Annotated in this window: 17 protein-coding genes; 8 read left to right on the forward strand and 9 right to left on the reverse strand. The window is 59.9% G+C overall.

The window, feature by feature from the left end:
- Positions 1-30: 30 nt before the first annotated feature.
- A complete protein-coding gene (gene lptD / locus IPK09_12810) occupies positions 31-2,268 on the reverse strand; it encodes an LPS assembly protein LptD (protein MBK7984495.1) in 2,238 nt (745 codons plus the stop codon).
- A gap of 114 nt (positions 2,269-2,382) precedes the next feature.
- On the opposite strand from lptD, the gene IPK09_12815 reads away from it, so the two are divergent.
- The 3 genes from IPK09_12815 (at position 2,383) to IPK09_12825 (ending at position 6,163) form a co-directional block, all read left to right on the forward strand.
- On the forward strand, positions 2,383-3,396 hold the full coding sequence (locus IPK09_12815) for a phosphotransferase (protein ID MBK7984496.1): 1,014 nt from the start codon (positions 2,383-2,385) through the stop codon (positions 3,394-3,396).
- Positions 3,393-4,082 (forward strand): nucleotidyltransferase family protein, encoded by a 690-nt coding sequence (locus IPK09_12820; GenBank protein MBK7984497.1) that lies wholly within the window; start codon positions 3,393-3,395, stop codon positions 4,080-4,082. Before IPK09_12815 ends, IPK09_12820 begins: the two co-directional genes overlap by 4 nt.
- A gap of 62 nt (positions 4,083-4,144) precedes the next feature.
- Entirely contained in the window at positions 4,145-6,163 is a 2,019-nt protein-coding gene (locus IPK09_12825) for a hypothetical protein (protein ID MBK7984498.1), read from the forward strand.
- A gap of 42 nt (positions 6,164-6,205) precedes the next feature.
- On the opposite strand, the gene phoU is transcribed toward IPK09_12825, so the two are convergent.
- From phoU to glyQ, 5 genes are all read right to left on the reverse strand, one after another.
- Positions 6,206-6,892 (reverse strand): phosphate signaling complex protein PhoU, encoded by a 687-nt coding sequence (gene phoU, locus IPK09_12830; protein ID MBK7984499.1) that lies wholly within the window; start codon positions 6,890-6,892, stop codon positions 6,206-6,208.
- A gap of 25 nt (positions 6,893-6,917) precedes the next feature.
- Positions 6,918-7,697 carry a 1-acyl-sn-glycerol-3-phosphate acyltransferase gene (locus IPK09_12835; GenBank protein MBK7984500.1) on the reverse strand — a complete coding sequence of 260 codons (780 nt, stop codon included), beginning with the start codon at positions 7,695-7,697 and terminating at the stop codon, positions 6,918-6,920.
- 19 nt (positions 7,698-7,716) lie between these two features.
- The gene (gmhB, locus tag IPK09_12840; protein MBK7984501.1) at positions 7,717-8,259 is read right to left on the reverse strand and encodes a D-glycero-beta-D-manno-heptose 1,7-bisphosphate 7-phosphatase; all 543 of its coding nucleotides are present in this window, start codon (positions 8,257-8,259) and stop codon (positions 7,717-7,719) included.
- A gap of 132 nt (positions 8,260-8,391) precedes the next feature.
- On the reverse strand, positions 8,392-10,467 hold the full coding sequence (locus tag IPK09_12845) for a glycine--tRNA ligase subunit beta (GenBank protein ID MBK7984502.1): 2,076 nt from the start codon (positions 10,465-10,467) through the stop codon (positions 8,392-8,394).
- Positions 10,460-11,395 carry a glycine--tRNA ligase subunit alpha gene (gene glyQ, locus IPK09_12850; protein ID MBK7984503.1) on the reverse strand — a complete coding sequence of 312 codons (936 nt, stop codon included), beginning with the start codon at positions 11,393-11,395 and terminating at the stop codon, positions 10,460-10,462. Before glyQ ends, IPK09_12845 begins: the two co-directional genes overlap by 8 nt.
- 241 nt (positions 11,396-11,636) lie before the next feature.
- Between glyQ and IPK09_12855 the strand changes: the two genes are divergently transcribed.
- Together IPK09_12855 and IPK09_12860 are read left to right on the forward strand one after the other, a co-directional pair.
- Entirely contained in the window at positions 11,637-12,635 is a 999-nt protein-coding gene (locus tag IPK09_12855) for a hypothetical protein (protein ID MBK7984504.1), read from the forward strand.
- 23 nt (positions 12,636-12,658) lie between these two features.
- Positions 12,659-14,467 carry an asparagine synthase gene (locus IPK09_12860; protein MBK7984505.1) on the forward strand — a complete coding sequence of 603 codons (1,809 nt, stop codon included), beginning with the start codon at positions 12,659-12,661 and terminating at the stop codon, positions 14,465-14,467.
- Here the strand turns inward: IPK09_12860 and IPK09_12865 are convergent, their stop codons facing one another.
- Positions 14,468-15,133, reverse strand: a complete 666-nt coding sequence (locus IPK09_12865) for a cupin domain-containing protein (protein MBK7984506.1) — start codon at positions 15,131-15,133, stop codon at positions 14,468-14,470.
- Positions 15,134-15,137: 4 nt separating this feature from the next.
- Complete coding sequence (locus tag IPK09_12870) at positions 15,138-15,737, reverse strand: HNH endonuclease (protein MBK7984507.1); 600 nt, start codon at positions 15,735-15,737, stop codon at positions 15,138-15,140.
- Positions 15,738-16,056: 319 nt separating this feature from the next.
- Between IPK09_12870 and IPK09_12875 the strand changes: the two genes are divergently transcribed.
- The 3 genes from IPK09_12875 to IPK09_12885 are packed head-to-tail and all read left to right on the forward strand — an operon-like array spanning position 16,057 to position 18,921.
- On the forward strand, positions 16,057-17,175 hold the full coding sequence (locus IPK09_12875; protein ID MBK7984508.1) for an NAD(P) transhydrogenase subunit alpha: 1,119 nt from the start codon (positions 16,057-16,059) through the stop codon (positions 17,173-17,175).
- Positions 17,176-17,205: 30 nt separating this feature from the next.
- Positions 17,206-17,508 (forward strand): NAD(P) transhydrogenase subunit alpha, encoded by a 303-nt coding sequence (locus IPK09_12880; protein MBK7984509.1) that lies wholly within the window; start codon positions 17,206-17,208, stop codon positions 17,506-17,508.
- Between the two features lie 3 nt (positions 17,509-17,511).
- A complete protein-coding gene (locus IPK09_12885) occupies positions 17,512-18,921 on the forward strand; it encodes an NAD(P)(+) transhydrogenase (Re/Si-specific) subunit beta (protein ID MBK7984510.1) in 1,410 nt (469 codons plus the stop codon).
- Between the two features lie 100 nt (positions 18,922-19,021).
- Here IPK09_12885 and IPK09_12890 read toward each other — a convergent pair whose 3' ends face one another.
- Positions 19,022-20,170 carry a slipin family protein gene (locus IPK09_12890; protein ID MBK7984511.1) on the reverse strand — a complete coding sequence of 383 codons (1,149 nt, stop codon included), beginning with the start codon at positions 20,168-20,170 and terminating at the stop codon, positions 19,022-19,024.
- Positions 20,171-20,231 lie beyond the last annotated feature (61 nt).

Raw genomic sequence — 20,231 nt, forward strand, 5'->3', positions numbered from 1 at the left:
CTTTTTCATTTGAAGTTCGGGAAGTGAATGCTAATAACGGAACGTTTGATAGCCGAGAATCGAGTTTTGCAGCAACGCCTCCAAACCGGTGCCCAAGCGGGACAAGCCTTTCAATTCCAATTCCATGTAAAAGGCGGTCTGCGAATCGACTTCAGAGGCGTTGTTTCGATACTGGCGCGCCACGGCGCGCACCGCCCAACAGCAATCCTCATATTCCAAGCCGGCCAAGGTTTCCAGATTGCGGCTGGTATTCAGCGCGTGATTCCAACGCCCCAGGAACCGCCATTGCGCAGTCAGCGGCCACAACACCGATACGTCCGCCGAGTGGACTTGATCGCCCAAATCGAGGCCGGGCTGATCGCGGTCCAACAAGTAGGAGATGTTGAGCAACTGTCGGGCATTGGCGTAATAGCGCACATCGAAACCGGTTCGCAGCACCTCGCTGTTATCGGGTTCCATTTGGATGCCGCCTTGCAGCGACCAGCGGGATGACAGGTTCAGTTGCCCTTGGGCGATCAGCCCCGAATTATCGAAGGTCTCAGGCGGCCCGGCCGGATTCAAGGTCACCCGGCGGTCCGCGAAATACTGAATCTGGCCGATGCTGGCGCGTAGCCGCTCGCGGCCGCTGGCGCCGTCGATGAGGCGGGTCGTCAATGCGGCGGTCAGTTGGTTGGCGTCACCCAGCCGGTCCGCGCCGGTGAAGCGGTTGCGGCGAAACAGCCAATCGTAATCACGATCCATCAAGCTGCTGTCGAAAATCGGGATATCGTCTTGATTGCGATAGGGTACGTAGAGATAGAACAGGCGTGGTTCCAAGGTCTGCGTTCCAGCGCCGATACCCAGCCAGTCGGCTTGCAACGGCTTTTCGAAAATCAGCCCGCTGTCCAGGCTGGCGGCCGGGGCGGACCGCGAGGGCGCATCATTGGCACCCGGCGCGTTGTCCTCAAGCTGATAGCCCGTATAGCGAAACCCGGCTTGCGGTTTGACGTACCAACCCGGCCGTTCGAACGCCCAACCCACGCTCGGCCACAAATCCAGCCGCGCGCCGGTCACGACATCGGTCTGCTGGAAATTCACCAGTTCGCCGTGCAGCTGATAGTGCAAACCGCTCGTGCCGGCCGGCCAATCCCCGGCGAACAACAGCTGCGGCAAGCGTTGATAGGGCTTGCCGGTTTGCGCGAAGAGGGTCGGGTTCAGAATCTGATAGCCTTGCACCCGCGCCAGCGCTTGCCACCAGTCGCCGTAATAGCGCGCTTCCAGATGCCGCTCCAGATAATTGGCGGTCAGGAAATCCAGATTGTTGCTCAAGTCTCGGAGGTAGGCGTCATCGGACACGTATTCATAGCGCAGATCGGTATACAGATTTGGTGCCGGCGCGGCGCGGTCGGTAATGTTGAACGAGCCGCGATCTCCGTCGTAATGGCGGTCGGTGGGCATGTACTCCAGCCTGATCTGGCCCTGGTTCTTGGGGCTGAGAAAGCGATATTCCGCGCCCAGCAGGGCTCCGCGCTTGGTCATAACGCGCGGGGTGATGGTCATGTCCTGATTCGGCGCGATGTTCCAATAATAGGGAACCGCCAGATCGAAACCGGTGGCGCTGGTGCTGCCCACGCGCGGAAACAGGAAACCGGATTGCCGTTCGTCGTTGAGGGGAAAGGACAAGTAGGGCAGATACAGTACCGGTACGCCCCAGAGCGCGAAGACGAGATCGCGGGCCGTGCCGCGACCGGACGCGCTGTCCAGGTCGAGCTTGTGCGCGCGAAGCGCCCAGGCTTCATGGCCGCGCTTGCAGGTGGAATAGCTGGCGTCTCCCAGCTGGCTCTGACGCTTGTTCCGATCCAGACGAATCTCTTCAGCGGAACCCTGCGCGCTGCGTTCCGGCAGATAATAGTCAACGTCCTTGAACCAACCGGTTTCGGCGTTCAAATCGACTTCGGCCTGTTTGCCACGGATGGCTTGTCGGTTATCGCCATAGGTGAACGGGCTTTCGATTCGCGCCCGGCCGGTCGCGCGGTCCAGGGTCATACGCTCGGCTCGCAAGCGCTGCGCGCCCCGGCTCAGCTTGACATCGCCCTCCAGCAAGGATTGCGTGGGTGAGGATTCCACCTGACCGGCCTCGACTTGGATCGGCGATGCGGTCGCGGGCGGCGCCTTCGGATCGAGCGGAACGATTTCCCGCATCAGCTCATCGGCGTCGCACTGAATCCAGTCGCTGGAAGAGGGCGGCGGGGGTTTGGCCTGGGTATCGCAGACCGGCCAAAGCGCCAACGCCGTGCACGCCGCTAAAATGGGTAAACGTAAAGGGATCACGGAACACGGTTTAACACGTTGCTGAAAGTTCTTAACATCGCATAGATTGATGCCTGCTGCAATCACACCCGAATGGAGCTTGTTTGCGTGAACGACCGACAGATTCTCCTGCTGGACTGGCTGAGCACCGTACTGCCAACGGCTCCGGCCCGCATCGCTCCGGCTTCCAGCGACGCCAGTTTTCGCCGTTATTTCCGCGTTTGGTACGACGGCCAAACCCGCATCGTCATGGACGCGCCGCCGGATAAGGAGGATTGCCGGCCGTTCGTCGCCATCGCCCAGGCGCTGCGTGGGCTGGGCTTGAATGCGCCCGAGGTGCTGGCCGCCGACTTCGAGCGGGGCTTGCTGCTGCTGACCGATCTCGGCGACCGCCAGTATCTGGCGGAACTGAGCGAGCATAGCGTGTCCGGCTTGTACGGCGATGCGCTGGAGGCGCTGGCGCGGTTGCAGGTCGGGGGCGATCCTGGTTCATCCCTGCTGCCGCCCTACGATTCGGCGCTGCTCCACCGAGAAATGGAGCTGTTTCGGGATTGGTTCCTAGGCCGTCAGGTTGGCCTGAACCTCAGTGAGGACGAGCATCTTACCTTGGATCAGGCTTTTGCTCTGCTGGCTGACAACGCGCTGGAACAGCCGCGCGTTTGGGTGCATCGGGACTATCACTCCCGCAATCTGATGGTGACCGAGCCGAACAATCCGGGCGTGCTGGATTTTCAAGACGCGGTGGTGGGGGCGGTAACTTACGATCTGGTGTCCTTGCTGCGCGATTGTTATATCGCTTGGCCGCGCGAGCGGGTCGAAGCCTGGGCCTTGCAGCATCGGGCGCGGTTGCGGGCGCTTGGCATGACCGGTCTGGACGATGCGGAACAATTTCTGCGCTGGTTCGATCTGATGGGCGTACAGCGCCATCTCAAAGCCACCGGCATTTTCGCCCGGCTGAATTTGCGCGACGGCAAGCCCGGCTATCTGCAAGACATTCCTCGCACTCTGGGCTATGTGGCAGCGGTTGCGGATCGCTATGCGGGCCTGAAGGGTTTGCGCGATCTTCTGCTGAGCCAGCATATCGACCGCTGGGAACCGGCGGCGTGAAGGCGATGATCCTGGCCGCCGGACGCGGCGAACGGATGCGCCCGCTCACCGATCACAGCCCCAAACCGCTGTTGCCAGTCGCCGGCAAACCGTTGATCTTTCACCATCTGGAAGCGTTGCGAGCGGCGGGCTTTCGCGAGATCGTCGTCAATACCGGCCACCTCGGCGAACAATTGCCGGCCGCTTTGGGCGATGGTCACCGGTGGGGCGTTCGGATCGCCTATTCACCGGAACCGCCTGACGCTCTGGAAACCGGCGGCGGTATTTTTCAAGCGCTGCCCTTGCTCGGACCGGGACCGTTTTTAGTGGTCAACGGCGATGTGTGGACAAGCTATCCGTTTGCGCGCTTGTCCGCCAAACTGGCTGGACTGGCGCATCTGGTGCTGGTGGACAATCCGCCCCACCACGCCAAAGGGGATTTTTCGCTGGAGGACGACAGCGGCAGAGTAAGGGAGTCGGGTACGGCACGGCTGACCTTCAGCGGCATCAGTGTCTTGCGGCCCGAATTATTTGCCGGTTGTAGACCGGGACGTTTTCCATTGGGACCGCTGCTGCGCCGGGCCATGGCCATCAATCAGGTCAGTGGCGAGCACTTTACCGGCGCGTGGCGCGATATCGGCACGCCGCAACGGCTGGCGGAACTGGACCGCGAGTTACAACAGCAACCTATCACGGGAAATTCATGAAAAGTAAAATGCGCTTGGCTCGGCTCGCACGCTGTTCGCTCATCATCGCTCTAGGAGGGCTTATGGCTACGTCTTTATCCGCCGCACCCCTGACCTTAAAGCGGGTGTTGTTGTCCAGCGGCGGCGTGGGTTATTTCGAATACGAAGCGCAAGTCGAGGGCGCAACCGAATTGACGCTGGAAGCTCCTTTAAACCAGATGGACGATATTTTGAAAAGCCTGATCGTCTACGACGATCTCGGCGCCGTCAATACGATTACTTTGCCCGGCAAAGAATCGCTCGATCAGATTTTCCGCGACCTGCCGTTCAATGCCGCCGCCTTGGCTTCACCGGTCGACTTGTTGAATACCTTGCAGGGCGCGGAGGTGGAAATCAAAGGAGGCAGCGCATTGCAAGGACGTTTGCTCAAGGTGACGGCGGACACCGTACTCTTGCCTGACAAGCTCGGCAGCACCACCCGCCACCGCATCACCGTCATGACTCCGCAGGGTTTGCGGCAAGCGGTTTTGGAAGACATCGAGGCCTTGCGTTTTACCGACCCTGTCTTGCAGGAGCAAATGCAAAAAGCGCTCACCGCAGTCAGCGAACACCGCGCGCAAAACAGCCGTACCCTGCGCGTGCAAGTCAAAAGCGCTGGCAAGCGCACTGTGCGGGCCGGTTACGTGGTGGAAGCGCCGCTGTGGAAAACCAGCTATCGACTGAATCTGGACGCTAGCCTACAGCCCAATACCCCAGTACAAAGTCGCCTACAGGGTTGGGCGCTGCTGGAAAACATGAGCGGGCAGGATTGGGAAGGGGTGGAACTGACGCTGGCCTCCGGCAATCCCGTCACTTTCCGTCAAGCGCTTTATCAAGCGTATTTCGTCAAACGCCCGGAAGTGCCGGTCGAAGTGCTGGGACGGGTGTTGCCACGGCTGGATACCGGCACGGTGGCAATGGAGCTGGCGAAGCCTTTGCAAGCCGCTCCTCCCGCTCCGGCCATGTCTCCACAGGCGTCGCAGGATTCAGAGGGGCGCCTCGGCGCGTCCGAAAATCAGTTACGTCGATCATTCAGCAAGCAGATGTATGGCGGCGTCCAGGAGAGCGCGAGCGATGCGGTTCACCAAGAAACCGCCACCGGTACGGAAGGCGTCGAGCAAGTCCTGTTTACCCTGCCGACCCCGGTCAGCGTCAAGAACGGTTATGCCGTCTTGCTGCCCATCGCCGACCGCAACATCCCTACGTTGCGGGTCAGTCTGTTTCAACCTTCCACTCAAGCAAATTATCCGCTGGCCTCAGTCCAGTTGACCAACGACACCCCAACCAGCTTGCCGCCGGGCGTCATCACCATCTACGAGCAAATGAATTATCTGGGCGACGGCCGCTTATCCGCGCTGCCCGTCGGCGACCAACGGCTGGTCAGCTTCGCGCTCGACACCAAGATCAACGTCAATAAAACCGAGGACCAAACCAGCACTGTCAGCCAAGGCAAGCTCAGCGATGGCGTGTTCCATTCAACGACGCTGGAAAAGGCCACAACCACTTACCGGATCAAGAGCCTCCATGCCGACGACCGCTTGCTCTGGATCGAACAGCCTCAGCAAGAGGATTGGAAACTGGTCGCTCCCGATCCGAAGACGGTGCAACTGACGCCCGATGCTTACCGTGTCCCACAAGTGCTGAAGAAGAATGCTGAAACTCAGACGCAGGTCGTCTTGCAATACAACCTGGAAGAAGCGATAGCGCTGACCGATCTCAACGCCGAACAACTGCTGGCTTACGCGGCTGCTAGCGAGCTTGATGACGCTCTGAAACAGGTGTTTGTCAAGCTGGGAGAGTGGCGCGGTCAAATCGACGCCCTAAAGCGGGACATCGAGCAAGTGGAAGAACAGCGGCAGGCGCTGTTCAAGGACCAGGAGCGCTTGCGGGAAAATCTCAGCCGCGCACCGGCCAACAGCGATCTCGCCAAGCGTTATCTCAAAAAGCTCGACGCTCAGGAAAACGCCCTTGAAGCTCTAAATGCCAACACCCAGGAAAAACGCGCTGCTTTGGATAAGCTTCAACAGCAGTTCGGCCAATACCTTCGCGGGCTGTCGCTGTAAAGCGTCTGGCCGTGGGCGGCTCATCCGCTCCGGCGCGGTTCTTCAGCCAATATTGTGGCGAACGTCCTGCCCTTCGATGATATAGATCACATACTCGGCCAGATTTTGCGCCCGTTCGGCGACCCGCTTCAGGGCCTTCAGCGCGATCGCCATGTCGATGATCGTCGCCACCGCCAGTTCGCCATCGAGAACGCTGGCGCTCAGCGCGCGTAGGATAGCCTGAAATACATCATCCGCTTTATCGGTGCGAACCAGCGTCCAGGATTGCTCTACGTCCAGTCGAACCAAGCAATCGAGCGCCAGCTTGATCCGCTGGCTCGCTATTGCGGCCAATTGATCCACTTCTTCAGGCAGGCCGCCAGGCAGTCGAACGCCGCGCTCATGAATGCTCAGCGTTCTTTCGGCGATGGTTTTAGCCTCATCACCGATTCGCTCCAGGTCGTTGACCGCCTTGTTCAATGACATCACCAAGCGCAGATCAGTGCTCATCGGTTGCCGGCGGCTGAGCAAGCGCACGCAGCTTCGATCGATTTCCATGTCCCAGCGGTTTACCGCATGATCGCCGGCGATCACTTCTCGCGCCGCCTCGGCGTCGACCGTTCGAAAAACCTCACATGCGCGGCTGACCTGCCGTTCCACCGTCTGACCCATCTCCAACACCAAATTGACGATTTGCTGGATTTCCGCATCGAAGCGCTTGACGGTATGTTGGCTGTTGGCGAACGCCATGGGACGAAATTCCTCTTGTTAGGATTTATCCACTAGTGCCCGATGGCACAACGACCGGCACATTACTGATTTGCGTCATGGTGCCTTCGATCCAGTCTTCTACCTTCTGATTCAGCTCCTGAGCCGAATGGCCGGCACTCTCAATCAAAGGACCAAAGACCACCTGAACCGTTCCAGGATACTTGAGAAATCCCCGTCGGGGCCAAAATTCCCCGGCGTTCAGCGCCACCGGCAGCACTGGATATTGACTGTGAGTGGCGAGCACCGCGCCTCCCACCCCGTAACGCTTACGGACGCCGGGTGAGGTGCGGGTCCCTTCGGGGAAGATCAGAACCCACTGCCCTTGCCGCAGATGCTTTACGCCCTGCCGGATGACCTGTTTGACCGCTGAGGTGCCCGACTCGCGGTTAATCGCAATCGGGCGCAGCAACGCCAGCGCCCAACCGAAAAACGGCAACCACAGCAGCTCGCGCTTCAAAACCCATGCGAGGGGAGGCAGGTATTGATGAAAAAAAATCGTCTCCCACGTCGACTGATGCTTGGCCATCACGACGACCGGGCGGTTGGGAATATGTTCGGTACCGCTCAAACGATAAGCGATCCCACACGTCACGCGCAGCCACCAAATATTAAAGCGCGCCCAAAGCTGCGATATCCGATAGCGATAGAGGAAGGGAAGAAAAAAGCTCAATACGATGGCAAGGCCGACGATCCCGACCGAGATCAACATGCCCGCTGAAAATAGCAACGATCGCAAGAATAAGTTCACAACGGCGAAGGAAAAACGATGGGCTCGGACAGACATAACGGTTCGGCTCGGACCCTCAGCCACTACGGGCAATCAAGAAATCGGCCACGGCGGCCAGATCATCGAACACCTCAACATTGGCGCAAATCCCTAAATCCTGTTCGAGCGTTTTCGCGCCCTTACCAGTCCGCACCAGCAAAGGCCAAGCGTTGGCCGCGCGAGCCGCCCGAATATCCCGCGCGCTATCGCCCACCACCGGCACCGCCGTCAAACCGCATTTCAAACGCCGGCCGATCTCCAAAAACATACCTGGATTGGGCTTGCGAAAGGGGTTGGCTTCATCCACATCCGGGCAGAAAAAAACCGCATCGATCAAGCCACCCATCTCTTGTGCCATCCGATGCATTTTCCGGTGGATCAGGTTGAGGGTGTGCAGGTCGAACAACCCTCGGGCGAGCCCCGACTGATTGGTGGCCACCACGACCCGGTAACCGGCATGGCTGAGGCGAGCGATGGCTTCGAGACTGCCAGGGAGCGGTATCCACTCCTCAGGGGATTTGATAAAAGCGTCCGACTCTTCGTTGACGACGCCATCACGGTCCAAGATGATCAATTTCATTCTAACTATCGACTATCAGCGCCTGTATCTGGCATCAGCATACGAGCGTTTGTTTCACGTGAAACAGCATTTTTCGAACATCCCGCAGCGCATTCCCAAACAATGTTTCACGTGAAACAATCCATTGGCCCCTCATTCCTGGAGCCGTGAAAAATCCGCCACCCGCAGAAACAAGCTGCTGAGCTCGTTCAACAAAGCCAGGCGATTGTCGCGCAAGGCAGGATCCTCGGCCATGACCATCACCCTATCGAAGAAAACATCCACGGGTTCGCGCAAGCCCGCCAGCCGACGGAGCGCTTCCGCATAAAGCCCGCTTTCCATCAGCGGCACCACCTCGGAGGCCAATTCCGCCAACCGGCCGGCCAGCGCCTGTTCGGGCTCCTCGACCAGGCGCTCGGGTTGAATCGCAAACGGCAACACGGTTTCGACTTTTTTGAGGATGTTGCGGATCCGTTTGTTGGCGGCGGTCAGGCTGGCCGCCTCCGGCAGCGCTCGGAAGGCATCGACGGCGCGCACGCGGCGGTCGAAATCCAGCGGCCGGCTCGGCTGGCATTCCAGCACCGCCTCGACGGTATCGGCGCGCACCCCCTGATCCAGATAATAGCCGCGCAGCCGCTCCACTATGAATTCAAAAACGGTCTTGACCACCTGCTCGGCCCGAACGGCCGGTTCGAAACCGGCGGCGGCGCGCTCCAGCGTAGCCGCCAGATCGAGATCCAATTCGCCCTCGATCAGAATTCGTAAGACACCCAACGCGGCCCGTCGCAACGCGAAGGGGTCCTTGGCGCCGGAAGGCGGCTGGCCGATGGCGAAAATCCCCAGCAAGGTATCGATTCGGTCAGCCAGCGCCAGGGCGCGGCCGGTGGCGGAAACGGGCAACCGATCGCCGGCGAAGCGCGGTAAGTACTGTTCTTCCTGAGCTTGCGCGACTTCAGCGTCTTCCTGGTCGTGCAGGGCGTAATAGCGGCCCATGATCCCTTGGAGCTCTGGAAACTCCTGCACCATCTGGGTCAGTAGATCGCACTTGGCCAATCGCGCCGCCCGTTCCGCCCAATCCGGGTTACCGCGCCCGTGCTCGGCGATAAAGCGCGCCAGTACGGCCACCCGCCGGCTCTTATCGGCCACAGTCCCCAGCTTCTGCTGGAAAACGACCTGTTCGAGGGCGGCCTGCCGCGCCGCTAGCGGTTGTTTGCGATCCTGATTCCAGAAAAATTCGGCGTCGCTGAAGCGGGGCCGGATGACTCGTTCGTTCCCGGCCCGCACTTGCGCGGGATCACGGCTTTCCAGATTCGTCATGGTAATGAAGTGCGGCAACATCTGACCGTTCGCGTCCACCACCGGGAAATAGCGCTGATTATCCTGCATGGTGCTGATCAACGCTTCGGAAGGCACATCAAGAAAACGTTGCTCGAAGTTGCCGGCCAGCGCCACCGGCCACTCGACCAAGGCCGTCACTTCATCGAGCAATTCCGGTTTGATGACCGCCGTTCCATGCAACTGTGAGGCGACCGCTTCCGCTTGGGCGCGCACTTTATCGCGCCGCTCGGCGAAATCGGCGATCACCTTACCCTCAAGAGCGAGTTGTCGGGCATACTCGCTTGGAGCAGTCAGCAGGATCGGCTCCGGGCGGTGGAAGCGATGGCCGCGCGTCTCCCGACCGGTTTTGACTCCCATGATGCTGGCGGGAATGATGTCATCGCCAAAGAGCAATACCACCCAATGCACCGGCCGGACAAACTCCTCGTCGCGATCGCCCCAGCGCATCCGCTTCGGGATCGGCAACCCCGCGAGCGCGGCTTCGACCACGCCGGGAATCAAGTCAGCGGTCGCCGCGCCTGCTTCGGTACTGACGTGGATCAGCCAGGCTCCCTTAGCGGTTTCCAGCCGCTGTAATTCGGCGACGCTCACCCCGCAGGAGCGAGCAAAACCTTCCGCCGCATTCGTGGGCTTGCCGTCGGGGCCGAAGGCGGCGCTCAAGGCCGGCCCACGCCGTTCCAACTGGCGGTCGGGTTGCCGGACCGGCAGACGATCGATCAGGACCGCCAGACGACGTGCAGTAGCGAAACGTCGGATGGCGTCGTTCGGAAACCCCGCCTTGGCCAGACCCTCTCTGATGCCTTTTTCAAACGCTAGCGCCAGATCGAACAGCGCTTTTGGCGGCAGTTCCTCGGTGCCGATTTCAATGAGCAGATCGCGGAACTCAGGCATGGGCGACCTCTTGGCCCTGAGCGGCGGTCTGTCGGGCGCGCATCGGAAAACCGAGGGCGGCACGGGCATCGTAATAGGCTTGTGCCACCGCCCGCGCCAGGGTACGGACCCGCAGGATATAGCGCTGGCGCTCGGTGACAGAAATCGCCTTGCGGGCGTCTAGCAAGTTGAAGGTATGGGAGGCTTTCAAGGTCATCTCATAAGCCGGCAAGGGCAAGCCAAGCGCAATCAGCCGCGCGCTCTCGGCTTCGCAAGTATCGAACCAGCCAAACAGCGCGGCGGTATCAGCCTGCTCGAAATTGTAGGTGGACATTTCCACCTCGTTTTGGTGGAACACGTCGCCATAGGTCACCCGCCCCAACGGCCCGTCGGTCCAGAGCAGATCGAACACGCTTTCCACGCCTTGTAGGTACATGGCGATGCGTTCCAGGCCATAGGTGATCTCACCGGTGACCGGTTTGCAATCCAAGCCGCCGACCTGCTGGAAATAAGTGAATTGGGTGATCTCCATGCCGTTCAGCCACACTTCCCAGCCTAGCCCCCACGCGCCTAGGGTCGGAGATTCCCAATTGTCTTCGACGAAGCGAATATCGTGAATCAATGGGTCGAGGCCGAGTTGCTTGAGCGATCCCAGGTAAAGCTCCTGAAGCGCCAACGGCGAGGGTTTGATGACCACCTGATATTGATAATAGTGTTGTAAGCGGTTCGGATTTTCGCCGTAGCGGCCGTCGGTGGGGCGGCGGGAGGGTTGGACGTAGGCGGCGCTCCACGGTTCGGGGCCGATCGCGCGCAGGAAAGTGGCGGGATGAAAGGTCCCCGCGCCCACTTCCATATCGTAGGGTTGCAGCAGTACGCAGCCTTGAGCAGCCCAATAGTCTTGCAGGGCCAAAATCAGCCCCTGAAAAGTTGAAACATCGCGCACGAGCATCTCCGAAATCCGAAGGGGACGGTTGTGCCGCCTTCAGAGTGCAGTTCTTGGATCACTAGTTTCCAAGTATAGCCCGGCGACCGGGTTGGATTCATCCTAGGATCAAGGTTTCACGTGAAACCAAAAACGAAGGTTTCACGTGAAACATTCACCGACTAAACTTGCTTTGCGCAAAAGCGGGTAAAAAACGAGTATCCCTCCACTCGTGCTGAGGGCGGCCCATCCCACGGAGAGCAGACCGATGCGTTGTCCAGACTGCAAGCACAATCAGAAGTACCGAGATGGGACACGGTGTGGCACGTGTAATTATCGATTTGTCTTTCGAAAAAAAAATGACCGGATCAGCGATTTCACCTTCCGGCAGATCAGCCAACGCTTATCGGATGATGGCCACCAAGCATTTACAGTCACTCAACTCGCGCTAGCCATCTGTCGGCACTGGCGAAAACACTACCTGGGGCCCATCGGTTACAGCATCATCATCCTGCTGATTTCGGTGTTCGTCGGCTTGATGGCGCATCCCAAAGTGGGGCTAGGCGTGTTTCTGGCCTTGTCAGTGCTTGCCATGCTCTTGCACCGCTGGGGGAAAACCGGTCTTCCTTTCGGCGAGGCCCGCAAGCTGGTGGAGCGCTACCATCAAGCGCATCCCATCGCCGCCCTGGCGGACGGCCGCGCTTTTCAGCGAAACACTGAATCGGTCGACCTTGAAGATTTATCGTATGCACCGGAGCGGATTTTGGTGGTGGAACGCGACGATCTGGTCGATATGCTGATCCGCAACCGCTTCCATTTGAATCATAAAAGTGTTGTCGTCAGCCGCACGGGTTATCCAGAAAAAGTGTTCGCCGCGTGCCGGGAATTTCTGAAAAACCATCCCAACACGCCGGTACAGATCCTCCATGACGCCTCCCCGCCAGGATTCGCCCTGACCGCGCAACTGTCCACCGAGCCAAAATGGGACTTCGCACAGCGATCTCTGGTTGACCTAGGCATTTCCAGAACGTCGCTCCAAGGGGGTTCCTTGCTTCCCTGGCTACCTCCGCCCGCCGCCAAACGCGGCGCTTTCAGCGGCAACTCCACTAAAATGCTGAGCACCGGCCACCGAATGCCGATCGATTATGTCGGGCCAAAACCGTTGCTAAGTTTGCTGGGAACGGCGGTAGTCGGCGGTGCGTTGCTGCTGGCCGCACCGGATGCGTCGGTCGGAAGCGATATCAGCGTGGAAGCCGACTATGGTTGAAACCGTCGGAGAACGGTAACGCCATGTCGTGTCTGTTCGGCTATTGCGGCCCCCCAGCGGACGGCTTGTTGGAACGGATGGCGGCCTTACTGGCGCATCGCTGTCCCCTCGGGTGGGAACGCGCCAGCGGTAGCACCGCAACCGGCGAGACGGTGGCAATCGGCCACGGGATCGCCGCATGGAACCAGGAAACCCAACTGGCCCGACAGAGCGACGATCTACTCGGCTATGGCGGCGTCTTGTTCGCCACCGAGATTTTAGCGGGGCAGGGCAACACCGCCGACCAACTGTTAGCCGCTCTCCGCCAAAAGCCCGCCGCCGAAGCTTCACTGGAACGTTTGACCGGGGCTTTCGTACTGACCTTAAGCCGAGATGACACCGTTTATCTGGTGCGCGACCCGGCCGGCGTCAAGGTAGTGTATTGGACTGTGCGGCAGAACCGGTTGTTGTTCGCCAGCGAAATTAAAGCCCTGTTTGCCGATCCCACGGTACCCCGCCGGATGCGGGCCGGAGCGTTGCCGGAGTATTTGACCTTCAGTTTCGTGCCAGACGTCGGCACGATGTTCGAGGGGATCGAGGAGTTGCAACCCGGCTCCATCTTGCGCTTCTGCCGCGGCCGGGTAGAGATACGCCGCCATTTCCGCTTTGAAGAATTGGAAGCGGACCCTGGACGTCCCATCGCTGAATATCCGGCATTGGTGCGCACCGCTTTGGAGCACTCTGTCGCCGAGTGTTTGGCGGTCAGCGGAGCAAAACGCCCCGCCGTCTTTCTGTCTGGCGGAATCGACTCCAGCGCGGTGCTGGCCGTCGCCGCCCAACAGCAGCCACAGACGGCCTTTCCGACCTTATCGGCACACTTCGGGGCGGAATACGCGCGAGAAAACGACTTCGTGCAATTGATGGTGGATCGCTATGACACCGAGCACCGTTGGCTGGAAATTCGTCCCGCCAGCTTTCTCGAACACCTGCGAGAGATCATCTGGCGATTGGACGATCCCATCGGCGATCCGGTGACGATGCCCAACTATCTGCTGGCGCGGACGGCGGCTCAAGTCGCCGATGTCGTCTTGAACGGAGAGGGTGGCGATCCGTGTTTCGGCGGCCCCAAAAATCTGCCGATGCTGCTGGCCCGCCTGTACGGGCCTTTGCCGGGCGAACCGCCTAACGGCTGGCTGGAACGCAACTACCTGCGGGCTTTTCAACGTTGTTATCAGGATCTCGATGCTTTGCTGGACCCCGCGCTACGCCGGGAAGCGGGTGGCGACGCCGCCTTGATCGGTCTGTTGGAACCTTTTTTCCAGACCTCGCAACCACGAGATTTCATCAACAAACTCATGGCCATGAACATCCGGCTCAAGGGCGCCAATCTGATTCTGGTGAAAGTGGAGAAAATGACGGCGGCCAATGGCGTGTTGGCGCTGCCGCCGCTGTTTTCCCGGCGCATCATCGAAACCAGCATGATGTGCCCGCCCAACACCAAACTGGAAGGGGCGGTGGAAAAAAGCGTTCTCAAAAAAGCAACGCGGGACATCGTGCCGCAACCGATCATCGACCGGCCCAAATCAGGCATGATGGTGCCGGTACGGTTCTGGTTCCAGGGCGAGTTGCGCCGCTACGGCGAGCAGTTGCTCTCGCGCAAGAACCTTCAGCACTGCGGTTTTTTCAATCCCGATTATGTCAAACGTCTGCTGAATTACCAGATGGAAGGCGTTCCCGGCCTGCGACACGGCTTGAAGCTATGGATGCTGATGACCTTCCTGCTCTGGTACGAGCAGATGGTCGAAGCGCCATCGCCTTCCGGGCCGGTTCCCCCATTGCGCGAGAGCCGCTAACTAACGGGGAATCAGCGTGCGATTGATCATCGGATGATCGTCGTCGCGCGGCCCAAAATCGCTGTCGGGATGCCAAGCGATCACGTCGAGCGCTTCATCTTCAGTATAAAAAGAATGCAGGCAACCGGTCGGGATATACCAACCCATGCTTGGCTGTAAGGGATAAACGCCGCCTGGCGTGCGGCATTCGCCGGACCCGCGCAAAATGACCCCGATCCGCACCGAAGGGTGCGTGTGAGGGGTCTGATCGGTATGCGGCGGAATATGCAGATGGTTCAAACAGGGATCACCCAGACGGGGAGGGCAAATCAGCAGCGTATCGCTACAGCCGTCGATATAACGCAGACGGCCCGCCGTTTCCAGCGGGCCGCCGATTTGCCGCAAACCCCGATAGCCAGGCAGGGCGATGAACAAGCCGCCGCCACCGCTGATTTCTCCCCCGTCGGGGACTACAAAAAACATCCCCGCGCGCAAGGCAAAAGGGCCGGTTTCGGCGTCGGATAGTCGGGCTTGGCCGCTCGTGATCATGCCGTAAACGGTCATTCCGGCCGGCAAGCGCAACGGCTCTTCCGCCCAACCCCCGATCTGGATGCTACCCAAGTCCAGCAGCAAACCTGATCCGATGGCGAGCGGGACGAAACCCGAACCGGACGCGCGGTCAGCCATGGCCTCAGGACAAACGCGCCAGCCGCTGGTGCAACGGGCTGGAGCGCGGGAAGTGCGCGCGTAAAAAATCCATCTGATCGGCCAGCACCCGCTTGCCTTGCAGATAGACGTACTCCGCGTGATTGGGCGTAAACGGAATCGCCAGCAACTGCATACCGGACTGCTCTGGAGTTTTACCGCCCTTGTGGTGATTGCAGGGCTTACAGGCGGTGACCACGTTGTTCCAGTGATCGACGCCACCCTGAACGATGGGTCGGACGTGATCGCGCGACAGATCTCGCACATGGAAGGTCTCACCGCAATACAGGCAGGTATTGCAGTCACGCCGGAACAGCGATGCGTTCGACAGCGGCGGCGCGTAATCCTCGCGGGCGCGCAACCGGGCGTAGGCGCCGCCCTGGGTGGCGATGATGGAGTTCACGACAATCAGGCTTTGTTGGCCGCTGCGCGCATTGATGCCACCGCGCACCGTATACAGGGCCATCCCGCAGGTATAGGCGACCTGTTCGGCGTGATACAAGCGCACCGCCTGCTGATAATCAACCCACTCCAGTGGCATTCCGGTGACATCCGTATGCAAGACTTGTTGCTCCAATCCGTACATATTTCACCTATGCTCGTTCCTTATTATTCTTACCCCATTCTCGGCAAAAACCGTGAAACCATCCTGAACGACGCGAGGCCGCGCTACCTTCTTCAGCCTACGAACCTCCAGACAAATCTGGCTTATTTCTTCGCCACCTTTAAGCAGCTTCAAGTCTAAGCTACTATTCTAACAGTATCGTGCGTTCTTCGCCGCCGGCGCGCGTGCCCGACCACACAAACCCAGCGTCTCCACGAGGCTCTAAACAAGCCTTTTTTCGTACCTGCTTCCGGGCTAGGCGGAAGCCCGGCAGATATAACAAAATCAGGAGGACAACCTCATGCCTGTTCGTATGGCCGTCCCGAAAGAAATGATTTCGGGCGAACGCCGGGTCGCCTTGGATCCGACCATGGCCGATCGCTTCAGCAAGCTCGGCGCGGAAATTCTGCTGGAGAAAGGCGCGGGACTCAGCGCTTTTTTCCCTGACGAAGCCTACAAGAGCAGCCGGCTGGTGGACAATGCCACCGCTCTTTATGCCGAAGCGGATGTGGTCTTCAAAGTGCAGCCGCCTACCCTGGAGGAGGTGGAACAACTGAGGGATGGCTCGACGCTGCTGGCCGTGTTGCAGCCGCACCGCAACCTGGAAATGGTCAAGCGGTTACGCGACAAGAAGATTACCAGCTTCGCCATGGAGTTGATCCCGCGCATTTCCCGCGCTCAGTCGATGGACGTGCTGTCTTCACAGGCGGCGGTGTCCGGCTATAAGGTAGCGCTGTTGGCCGCCAATCTGGCCAGCGGCTTCTTCCCGATGTTGACCACGGCCGCCGGCACCATCCGGCCCTCCAAGGTGGTGATCATCGGCGCGGGCGTCGCGGGCCTCCAGGCCATCGCCACCTGCCGCCGTTTGGGCGCGATGGTGGAAGCTTACGATGTCCGTCCCGCCGCCCGTCAAGAAATCGAATCGCTCGGCGCCAAGATGATCGACACCGGGGTCAGCGCCGCCGGTGAAGGCGGTTACGCCCGCGAACTGACGGCCGAGGAAAAGAAGCAACAGGCCGACGTGCTGGCCAAGCACATCGCCGCCGCCAACGCGGTCATCACCACCGCCGCCATCCCCGGCCGCGAAGCCCCCAAGATCGTCACCACCGCCATGGTCGAAGGCATGAAGCGCGGCGCGGTCGTGGTGGACATGGCGGCTGAGTCGGGCGGCAACTGCGAGCTGACCAAACCGGGCGAGACCTACGAGCACAACGGCGTCATCATCGCCGGCCCGCTCAACATCCCCAGCAGCTTCCCGGTTCCCGCCAGCGAGATGTACGCCAAGAACCTGTTTAATTTCCTGTCGCCGATGATTAAAGACGGCAACATGAATTTGGACTGGGACGACGAGGTGATCGCCAAGAGCGCCCTGACCCGTGATGGCAAGATCGTCCACGAACCCACCAGCAAGCTGGTATAACCATAAAATCGGAGAAGCGTTATGGAAATCATGAAGCAAGTCGTCGAGTTCTTCTCCCCTATTTACATCCTGATGCTGGCCGCTTTCCTCGGTTATGAAATCATCAGCAAGGTGCCGGTCATCCTGCACACGCCGCTGATGTCCGGCACCAACTTCGTGCATGGCATCGTGCTGGTCGGCGCGATGGTAGCGTTGGGTCAGGCCGAAACCGGATTGGAGAAGACCATCGGTTTCCTCGGGGTGCTGTTGGGCGCCGGCAACGCGGTGGGCGGTTATTTCGTCACGGAGCGGATGCTGGAAATGTTCAAGAGCAGCAAGGGCCAGGAGAAGTAAGTCATGGGCTATGTGATTGAAACGATTTATTTCCTGACGGCCGTTCTGTTCATCATCGGCCTCAAGCGGATGTCGCATCCGACCACCGCCCGCAGCGGTATCGTTTGGGCGGGCTACGGCATGGTGATGGCGACCGTGGTCAGCTTCATCCATCCGCAGATTCAAGCCGGCTCCGGCAATTATCTGCTGATGATCGTCGCCATCGCCATCGGCGGGGCGATTGCCTGGTACGGCGCCAAGAAAGTGGCGATGACCGCCATGCCGCAGATGATCGCCATCTACAACGGCATGGGCGGCGGCGCGGCGGCGGCCATCGCGGCGGTGGAGCTGTTAAAGGATCATGCCGACAAAGCCCATGCGCCGAGCACCGCCACCTTGATCATGGCCGTGGCGGGCGCGTTGATCGGCGCGGTGTCGTTTTCCGGCTCGGTGGTGGCCTTCGGCAAGCTCCAGGAACTGAAATTCTTTAAGGATGACGCCAAGTTCCGCTTTACCGGTCAGCAGAAAGTCAATGCGGCGATCTTTGCCGCCGCAGTGCTGCTGGGCCTTATCATCGCCATTGGCCACAGCTCCAGCGGTGGTTTGATCACCCTCTTCTTCCTGCTGGCCCTGGCCTTCGGCGCCATGATGGCGTTGCCCATCGGCGGCGCGGACATGCCGGTGGTGATCTCGCTGTTCAACGCCTTCACCGGTCTGGCGGTAGCGCTGGAAGGCTTCGTGCTCGGCAACTCGGCCATGATCATCGCCGGCATCATCGTCGGCTCGTCCGGTACGCTGCTGACGCTGATGATGGCCAAGGCGATGAACCGCTCGGTCTCCAACGTGCTGTTCAGCAACTGGGCGGCGTTGGCCAGCGGCGAGGCGCAAGCCGTTACCGGCAGCCTCAAGCCGATGGAAGCCTCGGATGCGGCGGTGCAGATGGCGTATGCCGCCAAGGTTATCATCGTGCCCGGTTACGGCATGGCGGTGGCCCAAGCGCAGCACAAGATCTGGGAAATGAGCAAGCTGCTCATCGAGCGGGGAACCGAAGTCAAATTCGCCATCCACCCGGTCGCCGGTCGGATGCCCGGTCACATGAACGTGCTGCTGGCCGAAGCGGGCGTGCCTTACGATCTGATCTTTGACATGGAGGAAATCAACGAAGAGTTTTCGACCGCCGACGTGGCGCTGGTGATCGGCGCGAACGACGTGGTGAATCCGGCGGCGAGAACCGATAAAGCCAGTCCGATCTACGGGATGCCGATTTTGAACGTCGATCACGCCAAGAACGTGCAAGTCATCAAGCGCGGCAAGGGCGTCGGCTTCGCCGGCATCGAAAACGCGCTGTTCTTCGCCGACAACACCCGGATGGTGTACGGCGACGCGCAGAAAGTAGCGGCCGGCCTGATCCAGGGCATCAAGGATCTCGGCTAAACCGTTGTCGCTTTAGTTAGGAAATCAGGCGGCCTTTGGGTCGCCTGATTTTTTATTGCCTGAAAAACCCGGCCTTGCGGCCGAGCTGAAATCACGACGCTCAATGCGCCGGCAGGTTGATGCGCACCGTATCCTTCAGCACGCCGTCCAGGCCGCCGAACACGGTCAGCCGCTCGACCTTATCCACCACCTTCTCCAGCGCTTCCAGTTCTTTCAAGCGCAGCAGCAGCGGGTTATCTTCCATAAGCTTGGCGGTGTTCAGCAACGAACGGGTCGCGGCGGTTTCCTCGCGCCGACGGATGACGTTGGCCTGCGCCACCTTCTCCGCCTGCACCACCTGGTTGAGAATCTCCTTCATCTCACCGGGCAAGATCACGTCCTTCAAGCCGACCGTCTCCACTTCCAAGCCGTATGGGCGCGCCCGCTCGGCGGCGTAGCGCCAGATTTCCTGATCCAGTTCGTCCTTGTCGCCGAGCAACACATCCAAGGTGCGCGAGCCGATGGTCTGGCGCAGCCCAAACTGCAAGGCGCGGTACAGATAATCGATGAAGTTGCCCAATTCCGAGCGGGCCTTCACCGGATCGGCCACCCGGTACACCGCCGACAGGTTCACCCGCAGGCTGACTTTATCCTTGGTCAGAATGTCCTGACCGGAGACTTCCAGCGCCTGCAAGCGTAGATCGATGCTGTCTACCTTGATTGCCCGATTGAAGCACCAGAAGGCGTGCAAACCGGGCGGCAGGGTGCGCGCCAATTCGCCATCCACGAATAGCAAACCGATGTGGTTGGCTTCGATCTCGGCGCTTTGTACCGCACCGTTCAGGTTCTTGGCCAAGGCTGCCGATGGCCGCGCCAACACGGCGGTGTGCGCCCGCGACAACGTGTAATCGGTGGCGATGTCGATTAGCTCGACCCGGACTTCAACCGGCCCGCGCCAGTACACCCGACGGGTCGCAGGCGGCAACACGCCATCCAGGCGGCCGTTCTTGTAAATCAAACCGACCTGTTGCTCACCGGTTTCCACCACCTGAAAGTGGCGCTCGACCCGCTGGGGATCGGTCTTTAACAGCACATCCAGCCAGGGATGCTCGAACTCGGCCACGGACAGGTCGTAACGCTGGACTTCGTGGCGATTCTGGGGGTCGAGCCAGCGGTAAATACCCGGCTCCAGAATGGCCGTCAACCGACGATCCTGGAAATGCAGCCCACGCTCGTTCTGGGCGATGATGATTCGCTTGTAACCCAACATATCTTGGTGCTCCTTGTGTATGAGAACGTTTTATCTTCCTGTTCCGCCGTTTCCGGCGGCG

The sequence above is a fragment of the Candidatus Competibacteraceae bacterium genome (assembly GCA_016713505.1).
Lineage (GTDB): Bacteria > Pseudomonadota > Gammaproteobacteria > Competibacterales > Competibacteraceae > Competibacter_A.

What these genes read in the sequence shown, in the direction of transcription:
- IPK09_12815 (MBK7984496.1), top strand. Translation starts at nt 2,383, where the DNA reads ATGGAGCTTGTTTGCGTGAACGACCGACAGATTCTCCTGCTGGACTGG.
- IPK09_12825 (MBK7984498.1), top strand. Translation starts at nt 4,145, where the DNA reads ATGGCTACGTCTTTATCCGCCGCACCCCTGACCTTAAAGCGGGTGTTG.
- phoU (MBK7984499.1), bottom strand. Translation starts at nt 6,892, where the DNA reads ATGGCGTTCGCCAACAGCCAACATACCGTCAAGCGCTTCGATGCGGAA.
- IPK09_12835 (MBK7984500.1), bottom strand. Translation starts at nt 7,697, where the DNA reads ATGTCTGTCCGAGCCCATCGTTTTTCCTTCGCCGTTGTGAACTTATTC.
- gmhB (MBK7984501.1), bottom strand. Translation starts at nt 8,259, where the DNA reads ATGAAATTGATCATCTTGGACCGTGATGGCGTCGTCAACGAAGAGTCG.
- IPK09_12845 (MBK7984502.1), bottom strand. Translation starts at nt 10,467, where the DNA reads ATGCCTGAGTTCCGCGATCTGCTCATTGAAATCGGCACCGAGGAACTG.
- glyQ (MBK7984503.1), bottom strand. Translation starts at nt 11,395, where the DNA reads ATGCTCGTGCGCGATGTTTCAACTTTTCAGGGGCTGATTTTGGCCCTG.
- IPK09_12855 (MBK7984504.1), top strand. Translation starts at nt 11,637, where the DNA reads ATGCGTTGTCCAGACTGCAAGCACAATCAGAAGTACCGAGATGGGACA.
- IPK09_12860 (MBK7984505.1), top strand. Translation starts at nt 12,659, where the DNA reads ATGTCGTGTCTGTTCGGCTATTGCGGCCCCCCAGCGGACGGCTTGTTG.
- IPK09_12865 (MBK7984506.1), bottom strand. Translation starts at nt 15,133, where the DNA reads ATGGCTGACCGCGCGTCCGGTTCGGGTTTCGTCCCGCTCGCCATCGGA.
- IPK09_12870 (MBK7984507.1), bottom strand. Translation starts at nt 15,737, where the DNA reads ATGTACGGATTGGAGCAACAAGTCTTGCATACGGATGTCACCGGAATG.
- IPK09_12875 (MBK7984508.1), top strand. Translation starts at nt 16,057, where the DNA reads ATGCCTGTTCGTATGGCCGTCCCGAAAGAAATGATTTCGGGCGAACGC.
- IPK09_12880 (MBK7984509.1), top strand. Translation starts at nt 17,206, where the DNA reads ATGAAGCAAGTCGTCGAGTTCTTCTCCCCTATTTACATCCTGATGCTG.
- IPK09_12885 (MBK7984510.1), top strand. Translation starts at nt 17,512, where the DNA reads ATGGGCTATGTGATTGAAACGATTTATTTCCTGACGGCCGTTCTGTTC.
- IPK09_12890 (MBK7984511.1), bottom strand. Translation starts at nt 20,170, where the DNA reads ATGTTGGGTTACAAGCGAATCATCATCGCCCAGAACGAGCGTGGGCTG.